Raw genomic sequence first — 19,816 nt, forward strand, 5'->3', positions numbered from 1 at the left:
GGCAACGTCAGACCGGGCACCCCCTCTCTCTTGGATTTTCTACGACTTAGCCTCCGCACCCCTGCGGGCTGCTCCAGCTAAGACCGTGAAAATCCATTCTCCCCTCCAGGGGGGAGATAGAGGGCGACCGTTTGCGCGAGCTGAACCGCGCCGGGTTGATCGGAGGCTCCAATCCTTGAGAAGGTGGAGCCATGACAAGCAAGACAACGAACAGGTTTTCTCCCGAGGTCCGTGCCCGCGCGGTGCGGCTGGTTCTGGATCACGAAGGCGAGCACACCTCGCGGTGGGCGGCGGTGTCGTCGATCGCCGCCAAGATCGGCTGCACGGCGCAGACGTTGCATGAGTGGGTGAAGAAGGCCGAGCGCGATAGCGGCGTTCGCGCCGGTGTGCCTACGGATGTGGCGACGAAGCTCAAGGCTCTGGAACGCGAGAACCGCGAGCTTCGGCAAGCCAACGAGATCCTGCGCAAGGCGAGCGCGTATTTTGCCCAGGCGGAGCTCGACCGCCGGTTCAGGCCATGATCGCGTTCATCGACGATCATCGTGGGGCGCATGGGGTCGAGCCGATCTGCAAGGTGCTGCCGATTGCCCCGTCGACCTACCATGACCGTGTCGCCAAGCGCGTCGATCCCTCCCGGCTGTCGGTTCGGGCAAGACGGGATGCAGCCTTGAAGGATGAGGTTCGCCGCGTGTTCGAGGCTAACTTCCGCGTCTACGGCGTTCGCAAGGTCTGGCGCCAGTTGCAGCGCGAGGGCTTCGATGTTGCCCGCTGCACGGTTGCCCGCCTGATGAAGGCCATGGGTCTCGAAGGCATCATCCGCGGCAAGCCGCTCCGCACCACGGTGAGCGACAAGGCCGCACCTTGTCCGCTCGATCACGTCAATCGCCAGTTCCATGCCCCGGCACCGAACATGCTGTGGGTCTCCGACTTCACCTACGTCGCGACCTGGACCGGCTTCGTCTATGTCGCCTTTGTCATCGACACTTATGCGAGAAGGATCGTCGGCTGGCGGGTGAGCCGGACGGCGCATGCGAGCTTCGTCCTGGACGCTCTGGAACAGGCTCTCCACGATCGGCGGCCAATCCATCGCGGTGGGCTCGTGCACCATAGTGATAGAGGCAGCCAATACGTCAGCATTCGATACACCGAGCGCCTGGCGGAAGCCGGCGTCGAGCCGTCGGTCGGCAGCGTCGGCGACAGCTATGACAACGCTCTCGCCGAAACCATCAACGGTCTCTACAAGGCCGAGGTGATCCACCGACGCGGACCATGGCGCTCATTCGAGGCAGTCGAGTTCGCGACGTTGGAATGGGTGGACTGGTTCAACAATCGCCGGCTGCTGGAGCCCATCGGCAACATCCCGCCGGCGGAAGCCGAGGAACGCTACTACGCCATGCTGGTAGAACCAGCCATGGCCGCGTGACTCAAACGAAACGGCCTCCGGAAAACCCGGCGCGGTTCAAGCCTGCGAGCGGTAGTGCCTTGCGCGGAAATAAAGTAAACTGTCTCCTGAGGTGCCGCTTGCGCCGCCGCGCCGCGTCAATGTTTAGGCATGGATCCTAGCGTCTGCGCTCCGCTTCGCTTCCGCTCTGCCCCAGAATGAGGGAAGAGGCCCCCTTTCAGAATGCAAATGGCAGGTACCTGCGCGCTGAAACTCCAGATTTTCCAATTTCCCTGATCGATTGATAATATCTCTGCCTATCAAGTGGATATGTCTGCTTCGATGCAAGCTGCGCTATGCGTATTCGCTTTGTGTTGTATGATTCATCACCCTCGAGGATTATGCTTCTTACTTTTCGGGCGAACGTAACATGATATATACTTGCGTCTGACGCCAATATCATATCGATAACCGGAACAATGATCTTTGTCGGATTGGCCGTTGACAAAAGCGCGAGAGAGGCAATCCTAGCGTAATACCTTCCTGAAATAATGGCGAGAGTTGCAAGCATAGATTCAACTTCGTTGAATTGCTCTCGGCCGGAGAATTCGAAAAAGGTAGCACGCTTTAGGCTTATTTCGTTGAAAATGGCGCCGGAGAACTTCGATCCACTTAGAACTGAGAATGAAAAATCAAAGTTCCTCAAATCTTGATGGCGGAAGTCAGAGTTCCTTAGGTCAGCGTACATGAAATCTCGTTCAGGCTCTAGATCAACGAGTTTGACCAATTCAAGAAATTTTGTTGAGCGTGATTTTCTTAGTTTTTCTAGAGTTAACGGTAGGTCGTCGGCCTTCGATGGCTTCAAAGACAATTCTTTCATTCGCTATTTTCCTTCTGACTAGAAGAGAAAATATATTGAGGTATCTCTGTTCGCGCACATTAGAAAACCGGCTAGGAGAAGTGAAAACGCCGTAGCGAGGAATCTTCACCACAGCTTCGAGCGGGTTACTCATGATTCCATACACTTTGCATAGCTGGGTTGCTACTAGCAGAGGCCCAGAGAGAAATGATGCTCCCGGGCTAGTTGTGAATGCCCACTTTGGAGTTCTCTCACTCCCTGTTGCTAGTGCTGAATATTGACTCATAGAGAACGTTCGCTTCTCCATGAGGCTCTCAGTCTGATTGCGCCGTTTGCTTTTTTCCGACTTGAGCGCGACGGTGGTAGGGTTCGACAGAGCGAGAGCGACTGCCGCCTCTGATGAGCGCTCACCGACTTTACCGGCGGTAATCTCGAAATTGACATCTACGCTCATATTAGGGGTGTGATTTGCGAACCATGTTTCTGGTGGCGAATGTGCGCCTTGGATATTGAGTTCAAGAAAAAAGCTCCTCAGAAGAATTCTAACCGAGAACGGCCCAATAGAATATTCGTCTTCAGAGCAATTGCACCAAGCGAATAACGATTGGCCGTCATCGTTTGATGATCGAAATTCAAGCGATACGTTTACGAGGTTAGAGTGGTGACTATTCAATTCTCTCTCCTCACACCTCACTTACAAACCCGTCCAGCACCCTCTTCTGCCCCGCCTTGTCAAAGTCGATCGTCAGCTTGTTCCCGTCGATCGCGGCAATGTTCCCATTCCCGAACTTCTGATGAAACACCCGATCCCCGACATGGAACTTTGATGGTTCCGTCGCCACCGACTTTGCCACCAGTTCGCCTTCGATGGTGCGGCCTTTGATCGAGCCGCGGCCAGCGCCGTAGCCGGAGTCGGTTTCGCCGTAGCCGATGCGTTCGACGGCGTGGCCGGAGCGGGTGCCCCAGTTGCGGTCGGTGGCCTCGGTGCGGTTCTGTTGCGCGCGGGCCCAGCCGGGAGTGGCGTAGGTGTTGGAAAAGGCGCCGGAGCCGCCGGTGTCGCGACCGGCCGAACCGCCACCGACCTGGTCGCCGCGAGCGCCGACCGAGTCGAAGCGGGAGGCGCCGTAGGGGTTTTGCCGGCCGGCGAAGCCGCCCCCCTGATGTCCGCCGCGGCCCGACGCAAAGCCGCCACCGCCATAGGGGGCCGAGTAGCCGCCGTAGGAGTTGCCGGCATCCGCAACCTCGACATGGGCTTCCGGCAGCTCATCGAGGAAGCGCGACGGGATGGTGGACTGCCACAGGCCGTGGATGCGGCGGTTGGAGACGAACCAGATGTGCAGGTTCTTCTTGGCGCGGGTGAGCCCGACATAGGCCAGCCGCCGCTCCTCTTCCAGGCCGGTGCGGCCGCCTTCGTCCAGCGCGCGCTGGTGGGGGAAGAGGCCTTCCTCCCATCCGGGCAGGAAGACGGTCTCGAATTCGAGGCCCTTGGCGGAGTGCAGCGTCATGATCGAGACGGCGTCTAATTCGGCGTTCTGCTCGGCATCCATGACGAGCGCGACATGCTCCAGGAAGGAGCGCAGCGACTCGTAGTCCTCCATCGAGCGGATGAGTTCCTTCAGGTTTTCGAGCCGGCCGGGCGCCTCGGCCGACTTGTCGGCCTTCCACATATCGATATAGCCGCTCTCCTCCAGAATCTGCTCGGCGAGCTCGGTGTGGGCGGTGGTCTCGATCGCCTCCTGCCAGCGGCCGAAATTGGCGACGACCTCGCGCAGCGCTGCACGCGGTTTCGGCTTCATCTCGTCGCTCTCGGCGAGCTTGCCTGCGGCTTCCAGCATCGGGACGCGCAAGGCGCGCGCGGTGTCGTGGATCTGGCGCACCGCGCCTTCGCCCAGCCCCCGCTTGGGCACGTTGACGATGCGCTCGAAGGCGAGGTCGTCCGCTCCTTGAGCCACCACGCGGAAATAGGCCATCGCGTCGCGGATCTCCTGGCGCTCGTAGAAGCGCGGGCCGCCGATGACGCGGTAGTTGAGGCCGAGCGTGACGAAGCGGTCCTCGAACTCCCGCATCTGGAAGGAGGCGCGGACGAGGATGGCCATGTCGTTCAAGGCGTGGCCACGGCGCTGCGCCTGCTCGATCTCCTCGCCGATGGCGCGGGCCTCTTCCTCGGAATCCCAGGCGGCGTGGACCTGGACTTTTGCGTCCTCGGGGTCGGCATGGTCTGTGAACAGCGTCTTGCCGAGCCGGCCCTCGTTGTGGGCGATGAGATGCGAGGCGGCCCCCAGGATGTGGGCGGTGGAGCGGTAATTGCGCTCCAGCCGGATGATGGTGGCGCCGGGGAAATCCTTGTCGAAGCGCAGGATGTTGTCGACCTCGGCGCCGCGCCAGCCGTAGATGGACTGGTCGTCGTCGCCGACGCAGCAAATGTTGACGGTGGGCCTTTCCTTCTCCCCGTTCACGGGGAGAAGGTGGTCCGCAGGACCGGATGAGGGGCTGGCGCCAAGCTCGGCAAGGTTTGCGCCGCCCCTCATCTGCCTGCCGGCATCTTCTCCCCGTGAACGGGGAGAAGAACGCTCTCCGCCTGACCGCTGTGCCAGGAGTCTGAGCCACATGTGCTGCGCGGTGTTGGTGTCCTGGTATTCGTCGACGAGGATGTATTTGAAGCGGCGGTGGTAGTCGGCGAGCACGTCCGGATGGTCGCGGAAGATGCGGATGGGGTGGAGGAGGAGGTCGCCGAAGTCGCAGGCGTTGAGGCTCTTCAGCCGGTCCTGGTAGGCGGCGTAGAGTTCGCGGCCCTTGCCGTTGGCAAACGCACGCGCGTCGCCTTCGGGGATGTCCTTCGGCGCCAGACCCTTGTTCTTCCAGCCGTCGATCATCTGCGCGAACTGGCGGGCCGGCCAGCGCTTGTCGTCGAGGTTTTCCGCCTGGATCAGCTGCTTCAGCAGGCGGATGACGTCGTCGGTGTCCAGAATGGTGAAGCCGGATTTGAGGCCGGCGAGCTCGGCGTGGCGGCGGAGAATCTTGACGCCGATCGAGTGGAACGTGCCGAGCCAGGGCATGCCTTCGGCCGAGCCTTCGCCGATCAGCACCGCGATGCGCTGCTTCATCTCGCGCGCGGCCTTGTTGGTGAAGGTGACGGCGAGAATCTGCGACGGAAAGGCGAGCCCCAGCGACAGGATGTGGGCGATGCGGGTGGTGAGCACGCGCGTCTTGCCGGTGCCCGCACCCGCGAGGACCAGCACGGGGCCCTCGGTGGTCTCGACGGCGAGCCGCTGCTCCAGGTTCAGGCCCTGGAGATAGGCGGGCTCGGCCGCGTGGCCGCCGCGCGCGGCCATGGCGCGGGCCGCAAGCCCGCCGGGCGCGCGCTGCGGGGCACTTCGCGCGGCGTCGAAGAAGGGCATGTCGTCGTCAGGGTAGTCCACCATTTGTTCCGAATGTAGTGATTCGGGACCGAAAGGCCAGAACAGGGGCGCATGAGGCCTCGCGACGCACGCGCGGCGCCACTTTACACTTCTTTACATTCGCCGCGAACGGCGGAAATGTCCCGACCCTAATGTGCCCCCATACCAGCAGGGTCGCTGGACGAGATCCAAGAGGAGCACGAAGATGAGCAACCAGGACAATTCGAAGGCGAGCTATGAAGGCCCGGTGATCGACCATGATCCGAACGAGCCGAAGCGCAGCGGGCCGTCCGGCCTGACCTTCGTCGTCGGTGTCGGCCTCGCGGCGCTGATCGCGATCGGCGCGGGCGCTGCGATCGCGCAGGGGATCGGAAAGGGGCCGGGCGGATTCGGCGGCCACATGGGCATGCGCTTCGCCGAGCATCGCTTCGAGAGGATCATGGACGAGATCGACGCCACCGACGAGCAGCAGGACAAGATCTGGGCGATCGTCGACCGGACGCGCGCCGAGATGCGGCCGATGGGCCGCGAGTTCCGCGGCATGCGCGAGGAGGTGGCGACGCTGCTTTCGGCGCCGACCATTGACAAGGCGGCGGTCGAGGCGCTGCGCGTCAAGCGTATCGCCGAGGTGGACGAGGCCTCGAAGAAGGCGGTGGCCGCCATCGTCGAGGCGGCCGAGGTGCTGACGCCCGAGCAGCGCGCCAAGCTTGCCGCGGAAATGAAGGACATGCATGAGGGTCGCGGCCGCTGGTGAGCGACCGGGACGAGAGGATGAGACATGGCGGACGAGGTTTTGATCGTCGACGATGATGCGCGCCTCGCCGCCATGCTTTGCGAATATCTGTCTGCGAACGGGTTTTCCGTCGCGACCGCGGGCAGCGGCCGCGCGGGCGTCGAGGCTCTGCGGCGGCGAACTCCGGCCGCGGTGATCCTCGACGTCATGCTGCCGGACATCGACGGCTTCGAGGCCTGCCGGCAGATCCGCGCCTTCTCCGACGTGCCGATACTGATGCTGACGGCGAAGGGCGAGGAGACGGACCGGATCGTCGGGCTGGAGCTGGGCGCGGACGACTACCTGCCGAAGCCGTTCAACCCTCGCGAGCTTCTGGCGCGGCTGAAGGCGATCTTGCGCCGCCGCTCGGCGCCCGAGGATCGTCGCATCATGCGCTTCGGCCGGCTGGAGATCGATCCGGGCTCGCGTGCCGTGCGCATCGACGGGGCGGACCGGCCGCTGACCAGCCACCAGTTCGACCTGCTGGTGGCGCTGGCTGAGAATGCCGGCCGCACGCTGTCGCGCGAGCAGCTGATGGACAGGGTGAAGGGCGAGGAGCTGGAGGCGTTCGACCGTTCGATCGACGTGCACGTCTCGCGCATCCGCGCCGCGATCGAGACCGACCCGAAGAACCCGCGCCGGCTGATCACGGTGCGCGGCGCCGGCTATGTCTTCGCGCGCTACCAGGACGACGCATGAGATGAGGATCTTCCGAATCCTGCGCGGTCGTCTCTTCGTCCGGATTTATCTCACGGTGCTGTTGTCGCTGGCGGCCGTCGCGGTAGCGAGCGGGCTCTATTGGGTGTCCGCGATCGACCGCGAGGAAGTGGGCTGGGCGCAGCGCCGCGACCGGTTTATCGCCGAGATGCTGCCGACCGGCGAGGACCCCGTGCTGACGCAGGCGACGGTCGAGCGGTTCGCCAGGGCCTTCCACGCCGACATCGCGCTCTATTCCGCAGACCGCCGACTGCTCGCCGCGGCCGGCGACCAGCTTCCGCCGCCGCCGCGCCGGGGGTGGTTCGACAACAAGGATGAGGACGACGATGACGACGGCGGCTGGTTCGACGAGCGCGAGCGCAAGAAGCCATTCGTGATCGACCTGCCGGACGGGCGGGCGCTGGTGGCGCGCATCGATGCGCCGTGGGATGGACCGAAGCGCGGCGCGCTCGGCTATCTGGCGTTGATTGCGGCGGTGATCGCGCTTGTGGCCTATCCGTTCGTGCGGCAATTGACGCGGCGGCTCGAGAGCCTGCGCGCCGGCGTGGAGGCTTTCGGCAAGGGCGACCTTGTCACACGCGTGCCGGTCAAGGGCAGGGACGAGGTTGCGGCCGTGGCGAAAAGCTTCAATGCGGCGGCCGAGCGGATCGAGCGGCTGGTCGGTGCGCACCGCGCGCTTTTGGCGAATGCCAGCCACGAACTGAGGTCGCCGGTGACGCGGCTGAGGATGGCGATGGACCTCTATGAGAACCCGCAGGATGGGATCTCGATGGACGGGCGGGCGCGCGACGAGATGCTGCGCAATCTCGGCGAGATCGACCAACTGGTGGATGAGATCCTGCTCGCCAGCCGCCTCGACCATGTGAAGGGCCTGGAGCGGGCGGAGCCGCTCGATCTGTTCGCGCTGGTCGCGGAGGAATGCGCCCGGCACGGCATCGAGGCGACGGGCGCGCCGGCCGAGGTGAAAGGCGACGCGCGGCTTCTGACGCGGCTGACGCGCAACCTTGTGGTCAATGCGCTGCGGCACGGGCGCCCGCCGGTCGAGGTCGAGGTGAGGGCGCAGGGAACGCGCGTGCAACTCACCGTCCGCGATCATGGCGACGGCTTGCCGACGGGCGAGGAGACGCGGGTCTTCGAGCCGTTCTACCGCCCGGCGGGGCGCAGCGAGGCGGCCGGCGGCTGGGGACTGGGCCTCGCGCTGGTGCGCCAGATCGCGGAACACCATGGCGGCTCGGTTAGCGTAACGAATGCCGAAAGCGGCGGGGCGCGCTTCGTGGTCGACCTGCCGGCCGCAGTGACGCGAAGGTAATGACGAAGACGCCCGCGGCACGAACGGGCCGCGGGCTCCTCCTCAGAGCGTGTCGATCCTGACGATCCGGCAGGCGTCGGCGTCGTTCTCCAGCGTCAGCTTGACGCTTGCGCCCTTGAGCGTGCCGAACACCACCATCCGGTTGTTGGCGACCTGCTCGACCCGGCCTTGCCGGATGCCTTGGGCTGCCGCCAGGCTGAGAGACGCGTAACGCGTGCACCACTCAGCCTGGCGGTCCCGACCGCCGGCGCCGCCCAGGCCGCCGGCCGTCTGTGCGATGGCCACCGTGGCCGTGGCGCCTGCCGCGACGAGCGCCAGGGTGGCGAGGCCTCTCCAACGCTTGCGTCGCGTGCGCGCCATGGCGGCAATCCTCAGAGATAGTTGAAGGAGCGGACGGCGCAGTTGTCGCTGTGGCGATACATCGTCACCTTGACCGGCTTGCCCTTGTGGCTGCCGCGCACCGAGATGCGGTTCTCGGAGACGCCGGAGACGTAGCGCTTCTTCACGCCCATCGACGCGGCGCGGCCGAGAGCGTCACCCTTCGAGCAGTAGCCGCCGTCATAATAGGCGTAGTTGCCGTGATAGCCGTGGCCGTGGCCGATGCCCACACCGACGCCGACGCCGATACCCACGCCGCCGATGCCGACACCGACGCCAGGGGCGAACCAGATCGAGTCGGCCTTGGCCGGGGCAAGCGAGCCGGCGAGCGCGGCAATCGCGATCGAAGCGGCGGCGAGGGAGGTCTTGAGAGAAGTCATTGGGAAGTCCTTTCGAAACTTTGTTGCTGATGGACTGCCTTATCTGGCAACAATGTTTCGCGATCTTGCCGCTGCGGACGCCGTTGCGTTTCAGGAGCGTCACGTCGATGTTGCAGGGCCTCACGCAACAGTGAACGTGCGCGGGAAGGGCTGGATCGCTATCTAGCGCGCGAAGACAAGGAGAAGACTATGGCGAGATCGACTGTCCTCGTGCCCACCGAACATGCCTCGAAATATCTACAGCAGCTCTGCAAGCATTGGACGCACCGTCTCGACGTAACGTTCGATGCGCAGCACGGCACGGTGAAGTTCGAGGGCTCCGTGGCGACGCTGGACGCCAGGGATAGCGGGCTCGAAGTCGCCGTCGAGGCAACCGACGCTGCAACGCTCGAGAGGATCAAGGGCGCGGTGTCATCGCATCTCGACCGCTTCGCGTTTCGTGAGGCGCCGCTCAAGTTCGATTGGGTTGATGGGTGACTTGTCCCATCTGACAGAGACCGCCAGCAATCTTGCGATTGCTTTCGATTCGCCGGCGCTGTGCTCGCTCGGCTCAATCCCGTCCTATTCGGACCACATCGAACGGTATTCCGGCGAGAGCGTGAACCCTACAGGGAGCGTCGAGACCGGGGGTGGGCGCCGCACTCCTTCGTGCAGATAGCGTAATGCCGCCTGAAGGCCGTGCATCGTATATGGCTTGGCGATCACACCTACGGCGCCGGCGAAGTTGTCCGGAATGCGCTTTGGATTGGCGGTCATGAAAACCACCATCGAACTCTTCTTCTCGCCGATGTACTGAGCCACATCGACACCGGTCGGGCCGTCAGTCAGGTGAACGTCGACGAAGGCGACGTCTGCCTCCAAGCCATCCACCATCTTGCGCGCCTGTGCGGAGGAGGTGGCCCATCCGACGACGGTGTGGCCTGCATCCTCAACGAGCGCCTCAAGTTCCATCGCAAGCAACGCTTCGTCCTCGACGATCAACACCTTCAGAGGATCATAGTGGGTCATAACGAGGCTATTCCTTGGGTGTCGGGATAGACACGAGTACGCGCGTGCCCGGCGCGCCGTCGCGCCATTCGATTGTTGCGTCAAGCTGACGGGCGAGGGATCGGACGAGCTTCATCCCGAAGTTCGCGTCGGCCGACGCCGTCATTCCTCTGCCGTTATCCGAGATACCGATGGTGTAGTGGTCACCACGATCCTCGATCTCGGTGCGAATGACATTTTCTTCGCTTCCTTCGCGTTGATGGAAGGCGTGCTTCAGCGCATTCGTCACGAGTTCGTTGACCATCAATGCAACCGGCGTCGCCAGTTGAGCAGGAATAACGATCTTATCGAGCGCGAACTGAGTCTGGATGTCGTTCCGGCCGGAGGAGGCAACGAGATCGGTGACAAGATCGCGCGCGAAATCGGAAATGTCGAAGCCGCGAACGTCGTCTGACTGGTATAGCCGGCGATGAACAGTGCTGACCGCCTCGATGCGCTCCAGCATATTGGCGAGGGACCGACGGATCTTTTCGTCCGGGATCGAACGTGACTGCATGACGATCAGTGACGAGATCATCTGCAGATTGTTCTTCACCCGGTGATCAACCTCGTGGACCAGCATCTTCTGGGCATCGAGTGCGGCCTGGAGTTCGGCTTGTCGCTCGCGTACGGCGCGCTCGAAGCGTTCCTTGTCTGCAACGAGGGCGTGCTCCGACTCCTTGCGGTCCGTCACATCAAGCTGGGATGCGAAGAAGAACTGTAGTTCGCCGTCCTCGTTGGAGACGGGGCTGACAAACAGTGCATTCCAAAACTGGGTACCGTCGCGTTTGTAGTTGAGAATATCAACGGCGATATCGCTGCGCGTGGCAATGGCGGTGCGGATCTTCTCAATTGCGAGCGGGTCGGTCTCAGGCCCCTGCAGAAAGCGGCAGTTTCGCCCGAGCACTTCTTCGCGATCATATCCGGTGAGCCTCAAGAAGGCGTCGTTCGCGAAGACAATCGGGTTGTCGAACTGGCGCGGATCGGTGATGAGCATCGGCATGCGCGTGGCGCGGATGGCCGCTGCGAAGGGGTCGCCCTTGCCGTGCTCCGCGTGGAGGCTGTCGGTCATGCGCCACGCATCGACCGCTTCCTTGGTCGGTTTCGTGTCCATACAATTCTATCTCTCAATCGTCGGTGTCGGCGGATTAACGGCGAGGATGGGCAAAAGGTTCAAACGCCGCCGATCCGCCACGGAACGACCGGATGTGCGAGAGATACGAATCTAAGCTGCTATCTGGCCCTCTCCGCTAAGACCTGAGGGCGGAGGCGTTCGGGTGGATCATTTCCGCTTGATGCCGATCGAGCGGCCGGCGCGCTCCGGCATGGGCAGGCTCTCATGCGCGGCGCGCATGGCCTTCACCTTGTCGAAGACGTCGGGCGGGAAGGGGGCGACCTTCGGACCCGACATGTCGATGTGGAGCGTCAGCGTTTCCGACGTGGCGGCGAGCCAGCCGTCGATGTGGTGGAGTTCCTGATAGGAGCGCAGCCGCTTCTCGTCGTGGTCGAGGAGATGGAAGGTCGCGCGCACAGCGTCGCCGAGATGCAGCTCGCGGACGTAGCAGATATGCGCCTCGGCCGTGTAGACGGTGAGCTTGCGCTCCCTCGCATAGGCCGGCCCCATGCCCAGCAGCTCGAAGGCATCGTCCGAGCACTTGTCGAACAGGACGTTGTAATAGGCCATGTTGAGATGGCCGTTGTAGTCGATCCAGTCCTTCTGAATGTCCATGACCTTGGAGACGAAGGGGGCGGCGATCATAGTTCCTCCGGAAGGGTGGTTGCAGGCTGGAATGGCCGGTTCTAAAAGCCGAGGCACTCTACAGTCGCAACGGGCATTCACAAGGGCCGTCCAGCGGTCCAGACCGGGAGGAACGCATGGCTCTGGCCGATCTCGTCGCCGTGACGCGCAACGAGGAGGGGATCGCGACAGTGGTCGGCATCCTCAAGCAGCGCTTCGGCGAGCGCTTCCAGACCAATGCCGACGTGCGCGCGGTGCACAGCCACACCACGACCTACATCCCGGCGCAGCTGCCCGACGGCGTGGCCTTTCCGGACAGCCAGGAGGAGGTCGAGGAGATCGTGCGCGCCTGCGCGGCGCACCGGGTGCCGGTGATCCCGTTCGGCATCGGCTCCTCGCTCGAGGGCCATGTGAACGCGCCGGGTGGCGGCATCTCGATAGACACGTCGCGGATGAACCGCATCCTCGCGGTGCATGCCGATGATCTCGACTGCACGGTGGAAGCCGGCGTGACGCGGGAACAGCTGAACAGCTATCTGCGCGACACCGGCTTGTTCTTCCCGATCGATCCCGGCGCCAATGCGACGCTGGGCGGTATGGCAGCGACGCGCGCCTCCGGCACCAACGCGGTGCGGTACCTCACGATGCGCGAGAACGTGCTGTCGGTGACGGCGGTGATGGCCGACGGTCGCTCGATCACCACGGCGAGCCGCGCGAAGAAGAGCTCGGCCGGCTACGATCTGACCCGGCTGCTGGTGGGCTCGGAGGGGCACGCTCGGCGTCATCACCTCGCTGACCTTGAAGCTGCAGGGCATCCCGCAGGCGATTTCCGGCGGGGTGTGCCCGTTCCCGAGCCTCGAGGCCGCCTGCCGCGCTGTCATCGCGACAATCCAGATGGGCATCCCGGTGGCGCGGATCGAACTGGTCAACGCGCTGCAGATGCGGGCGATGATCAACTATTCGAAGCTCGACTATCCGGAGAGCCCGTGCCTGTTCGTCGAGTTCCACGGCTCGGAGGCGGGCGTGGTGGAGCAGGCGGAGCTGTTCGGCGAGATCACGGCCGAATATGGCGGCGGGCCGTTTCTGTGGACCAAGGTGGCCGAGGAGAGGGCGAAGCTGTGGAAGGCCAGGCACGAGGCCTACTGGTCGTCGCTGACGCTGCGGCCGGGGGCGAAGGGCCTGTCGACCGACGTCTGCGTGCCGATCTCGCGACTGGCCGACTGCATCGCCGAGACCGAGGCGGACATCGCCGAGATGGGGCTGATCGCGCCGATCGTCGGTCATGCCGGCGACGGCAATTTCCACGTGCTGGTGCTGCTCGACCCGGACGTGCCGGCGGAGATCGAGAAGACGGAGGAATTCGTCGGCCGGCTCAACCGGCGGGCGATCAGCATGGAGGGCACCTGCACGGGCGAGCACGGCGTCGGCCAGGGCAAGATGGGATTCCTCAGGCTCGAGCATGGCGACGGCGTCGATTACATGCGCATGATCAAGCAGGCGCTCGACCCGCAGGACATCATGAATCCGGGCAAGATCATTCCCTTGTCCTGAACGGAATGAGCGGGACCGCCACTTTATCGACAGACTGCACCTGTTAGATTGGGCGTCCTCGAACGGCGGAGCGGGACACTGGCGAGACTGTTTGTCATCTTCGGCGGGCTTGTCGTCCTCGTGCTGACGGCTGCGCTGGTCGGCCCCTATTTCGTCGACTGGACGAGCTATCGCGGCGATTTCGAGCGCGAGGCGAGCCGCATCCTCGGCCGCGAGGTCAAGGTGGCGGGCAGCGCCACCGCGCGCATCCTGCCGTTCCCCTCCGTGACTTTCACCGACGTGCGCGTTGCCGGCACAGGGTCCGAGCCGGCGCTGACGGCGGAGCGGTTCTCGATGGACGCGGAGCTTGCGCCGTTCCTGCGCGGCGAGGTGCTGATCTTCGACATGCGGCTGGAGCGGCCGAAGGCCGTGATCCATGTCGGCAATGACGGCGCGGTCGACTGGGCGATGCGGCCGAACACGCCCTTCGATCCCGGCAATGTCACGATCGAGAAGCTGACGGTGACGGAAGGCTCCGTGCGCATCGAGCACGCCGCGAGCGGGCGCACTCATACGCTCTCCGAGATCAACACCGATGTCGCGGCGACCACGCTTGCCGGCCCCTGGCGGCTGACCGGCTCGATGCGACTCGACGGGGCGCTGACCGATTTCGACCTGTCGACCGGCCGTGTCGAGGAAAATGGCGGCATGCGGGTCAGGGTGCGCGCCAAGCCGCGGCGCTATCCGTTCTCGGTCGAGACGGACGGCATGGCCCGGCTCGACCTCGGCGCGCCGAAATACCAGGCTAGCTTCAAGCTGTCGGCCTACGACGCCGAGCCGTCGTTGCGCGGCGTGGACGGCGCGACCTTCGCGCTCAACGGCACGGCGGATGCCTCGAAGGGACCGCCGGACTATCGCATGAGCGGAAAGCTGGAGCTCGACCACAGGCGGCTGGCGGCGAGCGAATTCCTGTTCGAGACCGGGCCGCTCGCCGATCCGTATACGGCGGAAGGCAAGGCCGACATCGATCTCGGCGGCGAGCCGCGCTTCTCGGTCGAGGCGACCGGGGCACAGTTCCGCTTCGACGACCGCATCGGCGAGGAGGCGGGCGGCGGCGTGACGCTGGAGCGCCGGATCGCGGCGCTGAAATCCTTCGTCGTGGCGCTGCCGAAGCCGTCGATCCCGGGCTCCGTCGAGGTGAACCTGCCGGCGGTGGTGGCCGGCGACACGACTTTCCGCGACGTGCGCCTTTCCGCCGAGCCGGCCGAGGGCGGCTGGAAGGTCGCAGACTTCGCCGTCTCGATGCCCGGCCGCGCGACGCTGGAGGCGGACGGATTCGTGGCGACGAGCGAAGAGGATGCGCGCTTTGCCGGCAATATGGTGCTGGCGGTCGGCCAGCCGTCGGGCTTCGCCTCCTGGCTGTCGAAGGATGTCGACGACGCGATCAGGCGGCTGCCGCGCGCGGGCTTCTCGGCAAAGGTCGATCTCGCCAGCGGCCGGCAGGTCTTCGACCGGCTGCAGTTGCAGCTCGGCGACGCCCGTTTCGGCGGCAGGCTGGAGAGCAACACGCCCGCCGACGCCAATCCATCGCTCCTGCTGTCGCTCGATGGCGGCGCGCTCGACGTCGAGGGGCTCGCCGCCTTCGCCTCGCTGTTCGTGACCGATGCCGGCCAGACGCGGATCGAGGGGCGCGACCTCGACCTCAAGGTCTCGGCCGGACCGGTGAGCGCCGGTGGCTTGACCGCCGGGCGGCTGGAGACGGCGTTTCGGCTCAAGGACGGCAAGCTCGACATAGACAGGCTGACCCTGACCGACGTGTCGGGCGCCAATGTCAGCGCCACCGGCACGATCGACGGGTTCCCGGCGGCTCCGTCCGGCAGTCTCGACGCGGCGATCATCTCGGACGATCTGGCGCCACTCGTCGCCGAACTGGGTGCGCGCTATCCCGACAACCGCGTCGCGGCCGAGTTTGCCCGGCGCTTCTCAGGCCTGTCCGGGCTCGGCCGCGATGCGCGCATCAACCTGGTCGCCAACGCCACCGCGACGGGCGGCACGCCGCATTACGCGTTCAGTGCCGGCGGGACGATGGGCGGCGGCGACTTCACGCTGGCCTATTCCGCGACCGGATCGCCCTTCGCGCCCGAGACGCTGGATGTCGCGCTGACCGCCAGCAACGAGGACGGCGCGGCACTGCTTACGCTCTACGGCGTGCCGACGCTGCCGCTGGTGGGCGCGGGACCGGCGACGACCGAGCTGACGCTGAAGGGCGCGCCGGCCAAGGGGCTGGAGACGCACGGCACGCTGACCGGCGACACCGCGACCGCGCGCTTCGACGGCACGGTGACCGTGCTAGCCGACGCGGTGACGGCGAGCGGCAAGGCCAGGATCGAGGGTGCCGACCTGGAGCCGTGGCTGGGCGCCGCGGGCGTGACGCTGCCGGGCCTGGGCCTCGGAATGCCGGCCGAGCTTTCCGCCGACCTGACGCTGTCGCCACAGGATCTGAAGATCGCAAAACTGGACGGATCGATCGGCGAGGTCGCGCTGTCGGGCGACCTGACGGCGACGCTGGCCGACGGCGTGCCGCATCTGGCGGGCGCGATGACCACGGATTTCCTGCCGCTCGACTATGCACTGGCGCTGGTGCTGGGCGAGGGGACGCTGCAGGGCGACGACTACGGCTGGGCGAGCGCGGCCTTCCCGCCGCGCGCCGACGCGCCGTTTAGCGCCGAGCTGGAGCTTAAGGCCGGCGCGGTGGGCTGGGGCACAGAGACGGTGGCCACGGCTGCGGCGATGCAGGCGCGGCTCACCCGCGAGGGCCTCTCGGTGGCCAACCTGTCGGCGGATGTCGACGATGGCAAACTCGCCGGCCTGTTCGACGTCAAGAACAATGACGGCACCGGCGTCGTGACCGGTCAGGCGACGCTGTCGGGGCTGGATATCGCGACGCTTCCGGGTGCGACCGCGCTGTCGGGCAGGGCGAACCTGTCCGCGAGCCTCAACGGCAGCGGCAAGTCAATGGAAGCGCTGGTTGCCTCGCTCTCCGGCACAGGTACCGCGGCGCTGTCAGACCTTACCATACGCGGCATCAACCCGGGCGCGCTGCCGGCGCTGATCGCGGAGGCCGACCGCGTCGGCCGCGACATAAAGGAAGCGGCGGTGGCGGCGTTCGCGCCGGCGATCGCGGGCGAGGGCAGCTTCACGGGAGGGGCGGCGGAACTGTCCTTCACGGTCGCGGGCGGCGTGCTGCGCACCTCGCCGGTGGCGTTTGCCGACGGGTCGACGCGGCTGACGGGCGAGCTTCGCGCAGATATTCCGGCCTGGGCCTTCGAGACCAAGGGCGAGATCGCCTACGATCCGGGCAATGAGGCTCTCGTCGGCTCGCAGCCCTCGCTCAACTTCACCGCGGCCGGCGCCCCGGAGGAGGCGCAGCTTGTCTTCGACACGCAGCCGATGGCGCAATTCCTCACCCAGCGCGCGCTGGAGATCGAGCAGGCGCGTGTGGAGGCGATGCAGGCTCTTCTCCTCGAAAAGCAGCGGCTGCGGCGCGAAGTGCGCTATTACGCGGCGGTGCAGGAGCAGCGCGCGGAGCGCCTGCGGCTGGAGGAAGAGGCGCGGCTGAAAGCCGAGGAGGAAGCCCGCCGGAAGGCGGAGGAAGAAGCGAAGGCTCGCGCGGAAGAAGAGGCGCGCATCAGGGCGGAGGAAGAGGCGAAGCGGAAGGCCGAGGAAGAGGCCAAGGCCAGGGCCGATGCCGAGGCGAAGCGCCAGGCGGACGAGGCCGCACGTCTCGAGGCGGAAGCGGCCGCGAAGGCAGAGCGGGAGGCGCAGGCTAAGGCCGAGGAGGAGCGCCGCGCCCGACTGGACGCGGATGCAAAGCTTAAAGCGGCGCAGGATGCGCAGGCGGCGGAGGCAGAAGCGCGCCGGCAGACGCAAGGCGAGGCTGCGGCGCCGGCTCTCGCGAAGCCTGATCCGCTCGTCGACATGGCCGGACGGCCTGAGGTCAACGGCGAGGCGCCCCGCCCGCGGGCCATCGTGCCGAGCGATCCGCCACCCGCGCCGCGGCAGGACGGCTTCACGCTCGACCGCCTGCTCAAGACCCTCGGCGGCGGGGGCTGACGGCCGCTTCGGCCGTCTCTAGGGGAGTGGGCTGCTCCAGGTCCGGAAGCGGCGTGTCGTTCAGCCGGGCCGACCAGATCTCCATTATCAGCATCGTCACCGTCACCGCGAGCGGGCCGAGGATAAAGCCCGGCGCGCCGAACAGGGTGAGGCCGCCGATCATCGAGATGAAGGCGGGCACGGTGTGCAGCCTCAGCCGGTTGCCGACGAGGATCGGCCGCAGGATGTTGTCGATGCTGCCGACGACGACCGCGCCCCAGAGTGCCAGGACGACCGCCTTGCCCCAGCTTCCGTCGAGCGCGAGAATGAGCGAGGCCGGAATCCATACCACGAAGGCGCCGAGCACCGGGATAACCGACAGGAGCCCCATGACGAGGCCCCACAGCAGCGGCGCGGGCAGGCCGAGCGCCCAGAACATCAGCCCGCCAAGTGTTCCCTGCACGGCGGCGACGGCGAGCGTGCCGTAGACGGTGGCGTGGACCGTGTCGAACACCCGCCGGAAGAGGCGGTCGTCCTCGGCCGGGGTCAGAGGCAGCCATGAGCGGATGATCGCCTTCGCGGCGTGTCTGTCCCTGAGGAAGTAGAACAGCAGGTAGAAGGTGAGCGCCACTTCCACCACCTGCAGCACCGAGCCGCGTACGAAGGTGGCGCCGATATTGCTGAGCCAGGTGGCAAGGCTCGCCGCCAGCGCCGGCAGGTCGAGCTGGTGCTCGATCCAGGCCCCGATGGGCGCGAGCCGCGGATAGGAATCGAGCATGGTCCTGAGCTCGCCCGCGACGACCCGCCGCTGCAGCGACGTCGCGCCCGTGGCCGCCTCGCTCATGAGCCGCTCGATCACGAAGACGGCCGGCACCGCGACGACGATGACGAGGATTGCCACCGAGATCAGCGCGGCGACGGTGGGATTGCCGATGCGCCGCTCGATCCGGGCATGCGCGGGCACGAAGAGGATCGCAAGCGCCAGCGCCCAGGTGATCGCGCCGACGAACGGCCAGATCATGAGGATGCAGAGCGCGGCGCCGGCGATCGCGGTCGCGGCAAGCACGATCGGGCCGAGGCGGCCACCGGGCGGCACTTCGGGCTTGGCGTTCAAGGCGGCATCCTCGCAGGTGGATCGGGCGGCAAGGGAACATGTTTTGCCCGCCGGCGGCAACCCGCATCCAGGGGTGGGCGCAACCGGCACCGACCAGTTGCGCGGCTCCTCTGCCGTCAGAGCCCCTCGACCACCTGTTTCAAAAGCTGGCGCACCTCTCCGGCGGTCGAACCAAGGGATGGATTGTCGATCGCCTGCATCGACGCGACGGGATCGACCGCCGAGACCTCGATCCGCCCATCGCCGACGTGCTGCAGGACGACATTGCAGGGCAGCATGGCGCCGATCTTGTCTTCTGCTTGCAGAGCCTTGTAGGCGAAGGACGGATTGCAGGCGCCGAGGATGATATAGGGCCTGAAGTCGACGTTGAGCTTCCTCTTTAGGGTCGCACGAACGTCGATCGTCGTCAGCACGCCGAAGCCCTTCGCGGCAAGCGCCGCCGTGACATGCTCGATCGCCTGATCCATGCTCACGTCGACCGTCTTGCTGAAATGATAGCTCATCCGTCTCTCCTTCGCGGGCTCGCCGCGCCGCCTCAGAACGCGCCGCAATCGCCGCCGATGAGGTCGTCGGCAATCGCCTTCTGCTCCGGCGTCAGCACGGCATAGAGACCTTCGGTGGCGGGCTTCAGCGCCTTCATCGATTCCAGCATCGCCTCCATCGCGGCGATCCGGGCGTCCATCCGCTCGACGGCGCTGCCGGCGCGCATCTTGTCGACCATGGTCAGGTGCATGCCCTGCATGACATCGACCCGGTCGCCGACCGCGGCGGCATAGGCATCCCACGCCGGCTTCTGCGCTTCGGTGACGTTCAGTTCGCCTTTGAGATAGGCGAGGCGGCCTTCGACCATCGCGCCCATGCGCGGCTGCCGTCCCATCATGCCGCCGAACCAGCCGCGATCGCCCCAGCCGCCCGGCCCCCTCCAGCCATGGCCCATCATGCCGACCGTGGGGCATCCGCCGCCCATCATGCCCATCGTGCCGTCCGGGGATTGCGCGAGCGTCGGTGACAGGGAAGCCGCGCCGGTCGCGATGGCGAGCGCGGCAGTGATCAGGAACCGTGACATGGGATCAATCCTTTCGGGCCGGTTCAGCCGGCAACGTCGGGATCATTGGCGCGGCG

16 protein-coding genes, 1 pseudogene and 1 other annotated feature are annotated in these 19,816 nt (G+C 65.5%); of the genes and pseudogenes, 7 read left to right on the top strand and 10 right to left on the bottom strand.

What is annotated here, in order from left to right:
- Positions 1-191 precede the first annotated feature (191 nt).
- Positions 192-1,423, top strand: a protein-coding gene (locus tag LRS09_RS22975) for an IS3 family transposase (protein ID WP_257804818.1) whose coding sequence is annotated in 2 segments (ribosomal slippage) — positions 192-483 and positions 483-1,423 — 1,233 coding nt in all. Because the reading frame shifts where the segments join, the coding sequence is not laid out codon by codon here.
- Positions 476-592 (top strand) — a sequence feature (AL1L pseudoknot). It overlaps the preceding gene by 117 nt.
- A 196-nt stretch (positions 1,424-1,619) precedes the next feature.
- On the opposite strand, the gene LRS09_RS22980 is transcribed toward LRS09_RS22975, so the two are convergent.
- The gene (locus LRS09_RS22980) at positions 1,620-2,261 is read right to left on the bottom strand and encodes a pentapeptide repeat-containing protein (RefSeq protein WP_257809298.1); all 642 of its coding nucleotides are present in this window, start codon (positions 2,259-2,261) and stop codon (positions 1,620-1,622) included.
- A gap of 662 nt (positions 2,262-2,923) precedes the next feature.
- Positions 2,924-5,662 (bottom strand): ATP-dependent helicase, encoded by a 2,739-nt coding sequence (locus tag LRS09_RS22985; RefSeq protein WP_257809299.1) that lies wholly within the window; start codon positions 5,660-5,662, stop codon positions 2,924-2,926.
- Positions 5,663-5,843: 181 nt separating this feature from the next.
- Here LRS09_RS22985 and LRS09_RS22990 point away from each other — a divergent pair, with 181 nt between their 5' ends.
- From LRS09_RS22990 to LRS09_RS23000, 3 genes are read left to right on the top strand one after another with little or no spacing between them, the layout of a single operon-like run.
- Entirely contained in the window at positions 5,844-6,392 is a 549-nt protein-coding gene (locus LRS09_RS22990; protein ID WP_257809300.1) for a Spy/CpxP family protein refolding chaperone, read from the top strand.
- Positions 6,393-6,416: 24 nt separating this feature from the next.
- Positions 6,417-7,109: a response regulator gene (locus LRS09_RS22995; protein ID WP_257809301.1), complete on the top strand. Its 693-nt coding sequence runs from the start codon at positions 6,417-6,419 to the stop codon at positions 7,107-7,109.
- A gap of 1 nt (position 7,110) precedes the next feature.
- On the top strand, positions 7,111-8,436 hold the full coding sequence (locus LRS09_RS23000; protein ID WP_257809302.1) for a HAMP domain-containing sensor histidine kinase: 1,326 nt from the start codon (positions 7,111-7,113) through the stop codon (positions 8,434-8,436).
- Positions 8,437-8,478: 42 nt separating this feature from the next.
- Here the strand turns inward: LRS09_RS23000 and LRS09_RS23005 are convergent, their stop codons facing one another.
- Both LRS09_RS23005 and LRS09_RS23010 read right to left on the bottom strand, forming a co-directional pair.
- Complete coding sequence (locus LRS09_RS23005; RefSeq protein ID WP_257809303.1) at positions 8,479-8,796, bottom strand: hypothetical protein; 318 nt, start codon at positions 8,794-8,796, stop codon at positions 8,479-8,481.
- Between the two features lie 11 nt (positions 8,797-8,807).
- A complete protein-coding gene (locus LRS09_RS23010) occupies positions 8,808-9,194 on the bottom strand; it encodes a hypothetical protein (RefSeq protein ID WP_257809305.1) in 387 nt (128 codons plus the stop codon).
- A 189-nt stretch (positions 9,195-9,383) separates the two neighbouring features.
- On the opposite strand from LRS09_RS23010, the gene LRS09_RS23015 reads away from it, so the two are divergent.
- Positions 9,384-9,671: a DUF2218 domain-containing protein gene (locus LRS09_RS23015; protein ID WP_257809306.1), complete on the top strand. Its 288-nt coding sequence runs from the start codon at positions 9,384-9,386 to the stop codon at positions 9,669-9,671.
- A gap of 84 nt (positions 9,672-9,755) precedes the next feature.
- Here LRS09_RS23015 and LRS09_RS23020 read toward each other — a convergent pair whose 3' ends face one another.
- The 3 genes from LRS09_RS23020 to LRS09_RS23030 form a co-directional block, all read right to left on the bottom strand.
- Positions 9,756-10,202, bottom strand: a complete 447-nt coding sequence (locus LRS09_RS23020; RefSeq protein WP_257809307.1) for a response regulator — start codon at positions 10,200-10,202, stop codon at positions 9,756-9,758.
- A gap of 7 nt (positions 10,203-10,209) precedes the next feature.
- Positions 10,210-11,334, bottom strand: coding sequence for a PAS domain-containing protein (locus LRS09_RS23025; protein ID WP_257809308.1), 1,125 nt, complete (start codon positions 11,332-11,334; stop codon positions 10,210-10,212).
- 168 nt (positions 11,335-11,502) lie between these two features.
- Positions 11,503-11,979 (bottom strand): thioesterase family protein, encoded by a 477-nt coding sequence (locus tag LRS09_RS23030; RefSeq protein WP_257809309.1) that lies wholly within the window; start codon positions 11,977-11,979, stop codon positions 11,503-11,505.
- A gap of 116 nt (positions 11,980-12,095) precedes the next feature.
- On the opposite strand from LRS09_RS23030, the pseudogene LRS09_RS23035 reads away from it, so the two are divergent.
- Positions 12,096-13,509: pseudogene (locus LRS09_RS23035) on the top strand (FAD-binding oxidoreductase).
- A gap of 48 nt (positions 13,510-13,557) precedes the next feature.
- The gene (locus tag LRS09_RS23040; RefSeq protein WP_257809311.1) at positions 13,558-17,601 is read left to right on the top strand and encodes an AsmA family protein; all 4,044 of its coding nucleotides are present in this window, start codon (positions 13,558-13,560) and stop codon (positions 17,599-17,601) included.
- Here the strand turns inward: LRS09_RS23040 and LRS09_RS23045 are convergent.
- From LRS09_RS23045 to LRS09_RS23055, 3 genes are all read right to left on the bottom strand, one after another.
- A complete protein-coding gene (locus tag LRS09_RS23045; RefSeq protein ID WP_257809313.1) occupies positions 17,576-18,694 on the bottom strand; it encodes an AI-2E family transporter in 1,119 nt (372 codons plus the stop codon). The genes LRS09_RS23040 and LRS09_RS23045 overlap by 26 nt on opposite strands.
- A gap of 116 nt (positions 18,695-18,810) precedes the next feature.
- Positions 18,811-19,197, bottom strand: coding sequence for a DUF302 domain-containing protein (locus tag LRS09_RS23050; RefSeq protein WP_257809314.1), 387 nt, complete (start codon positions 19,195-19,197; stop codon positions 18,811-18,813).
- Between the two features lie 32 nt (positions 19,198-19,229).
- The gene (locus tag LRS09_RS23055) at positions 19,230-19,760 is read right to left on the bottom strand and encodes a Spy/CpxP family protein refolding chaperone (RefSeq protein ID WP_257809317.1); all 531 of its coding nucleotides are present in this window, start codon (positions 19,758-19,760) and stop codon (positions 19,230-19,232) included.
- Positions 19,761-19,816 lie beyond the last annotated feature (56 nt).

The sequence above is a fragment of the Mesorhizobium sp. J428 genome (assembly GCF_024699925.1).
Lineage (GTDB): Bacteria > Pseudomonadota > Alphaproteobacteria > Rhizobiales > Rhizobiaceae > Mesorhizobium_A.

What these genes read in the sequence shown, in the direction of transcription:
- LRS09_RS22980 (WP_257809298.1), bottom strand. Translation starts at nt 2,261, where the DNA reads ATGAAAGAATTGTCTTTGAAGCCATCGAAGGCCGACGACCTACCGTTA.
- LRS09_RS22985 (WP_257809299.1), bottom strand. Translation starts at nt 5,662, where the DNA reads ATGGTGGACTACCCTGACGACGACATGCCCTTCTTCGACGCCGCGCGA.
- LRS09_RS22990 (WP_257809300.1), top strand. Translation starts at nt 5,844, where the DNA reads ATGAGCAACCAGGACAATTCGAAGGCGAGCTATGAAGGCCCGGTGATC.
- LRS09_RS22995 (WP_257809301.1), top strand. Translation starts at nt 6,417, where the DNA reads ATGGCGGACGAGGTTTTGATCGTCGACGATGATGCGCGCCTCGCCGCC.
- LRS09_RS23000 (WP_257809302.1), top strand. Translation starts at nt 7,111, where the DNA reads ATGAGGATCTTCCGAATCCTGCGCGGTCGTCTCTTCGTCCGGATTTAT.
- LRS09_RS23005 (WP_257809303.1), bottom strand. Translation starts at nt 8,796, where the DNA reads ATGGCGCGCACGCGACGCAAGCGTTGGAGAGGCCTCGCCACCCTGGCG.
- LRS09_RS23010 (WP_257809305.1), bottom strand. Translation starts at nt 9,194, where the DNA reads ATGACTTCTCTCAAGACCTCCCTCGCCGCCGCTTCGATCGCGATTGCC.
- LRS09_RS23015 (WP_257809306.1), top strand. Translation starts at nt 9,384, where the DNA reads ATGGCGAGATCGACTGTCCTCGTGCCCACCGAACATGCCTCGAAATAT.
- LRS09_RS23020 (WP_257809307.1), bottom strand. Translation starts at nt 10,202, where the DNA reads ATGACCCACTATGATCCTCTGAAGGTGTTGATCGTCGAGGACGAAGCG.
- LRS09_RS23025 (WP_257809308.1), bottom strand. Translation starts at nt 11,334, where the DNA reads ATGGACACGAAACCGACCAAGGAAGCGGTCGATGCGTGGCGCATGACC.
- LRS09_RS23030 (WP_257809309.1), bottom strand. Translation starts at nt 11,979, where the DNA reads ATGATCGCCGCCCCCTTCGTCTCCAAGGTCATGGACATTCAGAAGGAC.
- LRS09_RS23050 (WP_257809314.1), bottom strand. Translation starts at nt 19,197, where the DNA reads ATGAGCTATCATTTCAGCAAGACGGTCGACGTGAGCATGGATCAGGCG.
- LRS09_RS23055 (WP_257809317.1), bottom strand. Translation starts at nt 19,760, where the DNA reads ATGTCACGGTTCCTGATCACTGCCGCGCTCGCCATCGCGACCGGCGCG.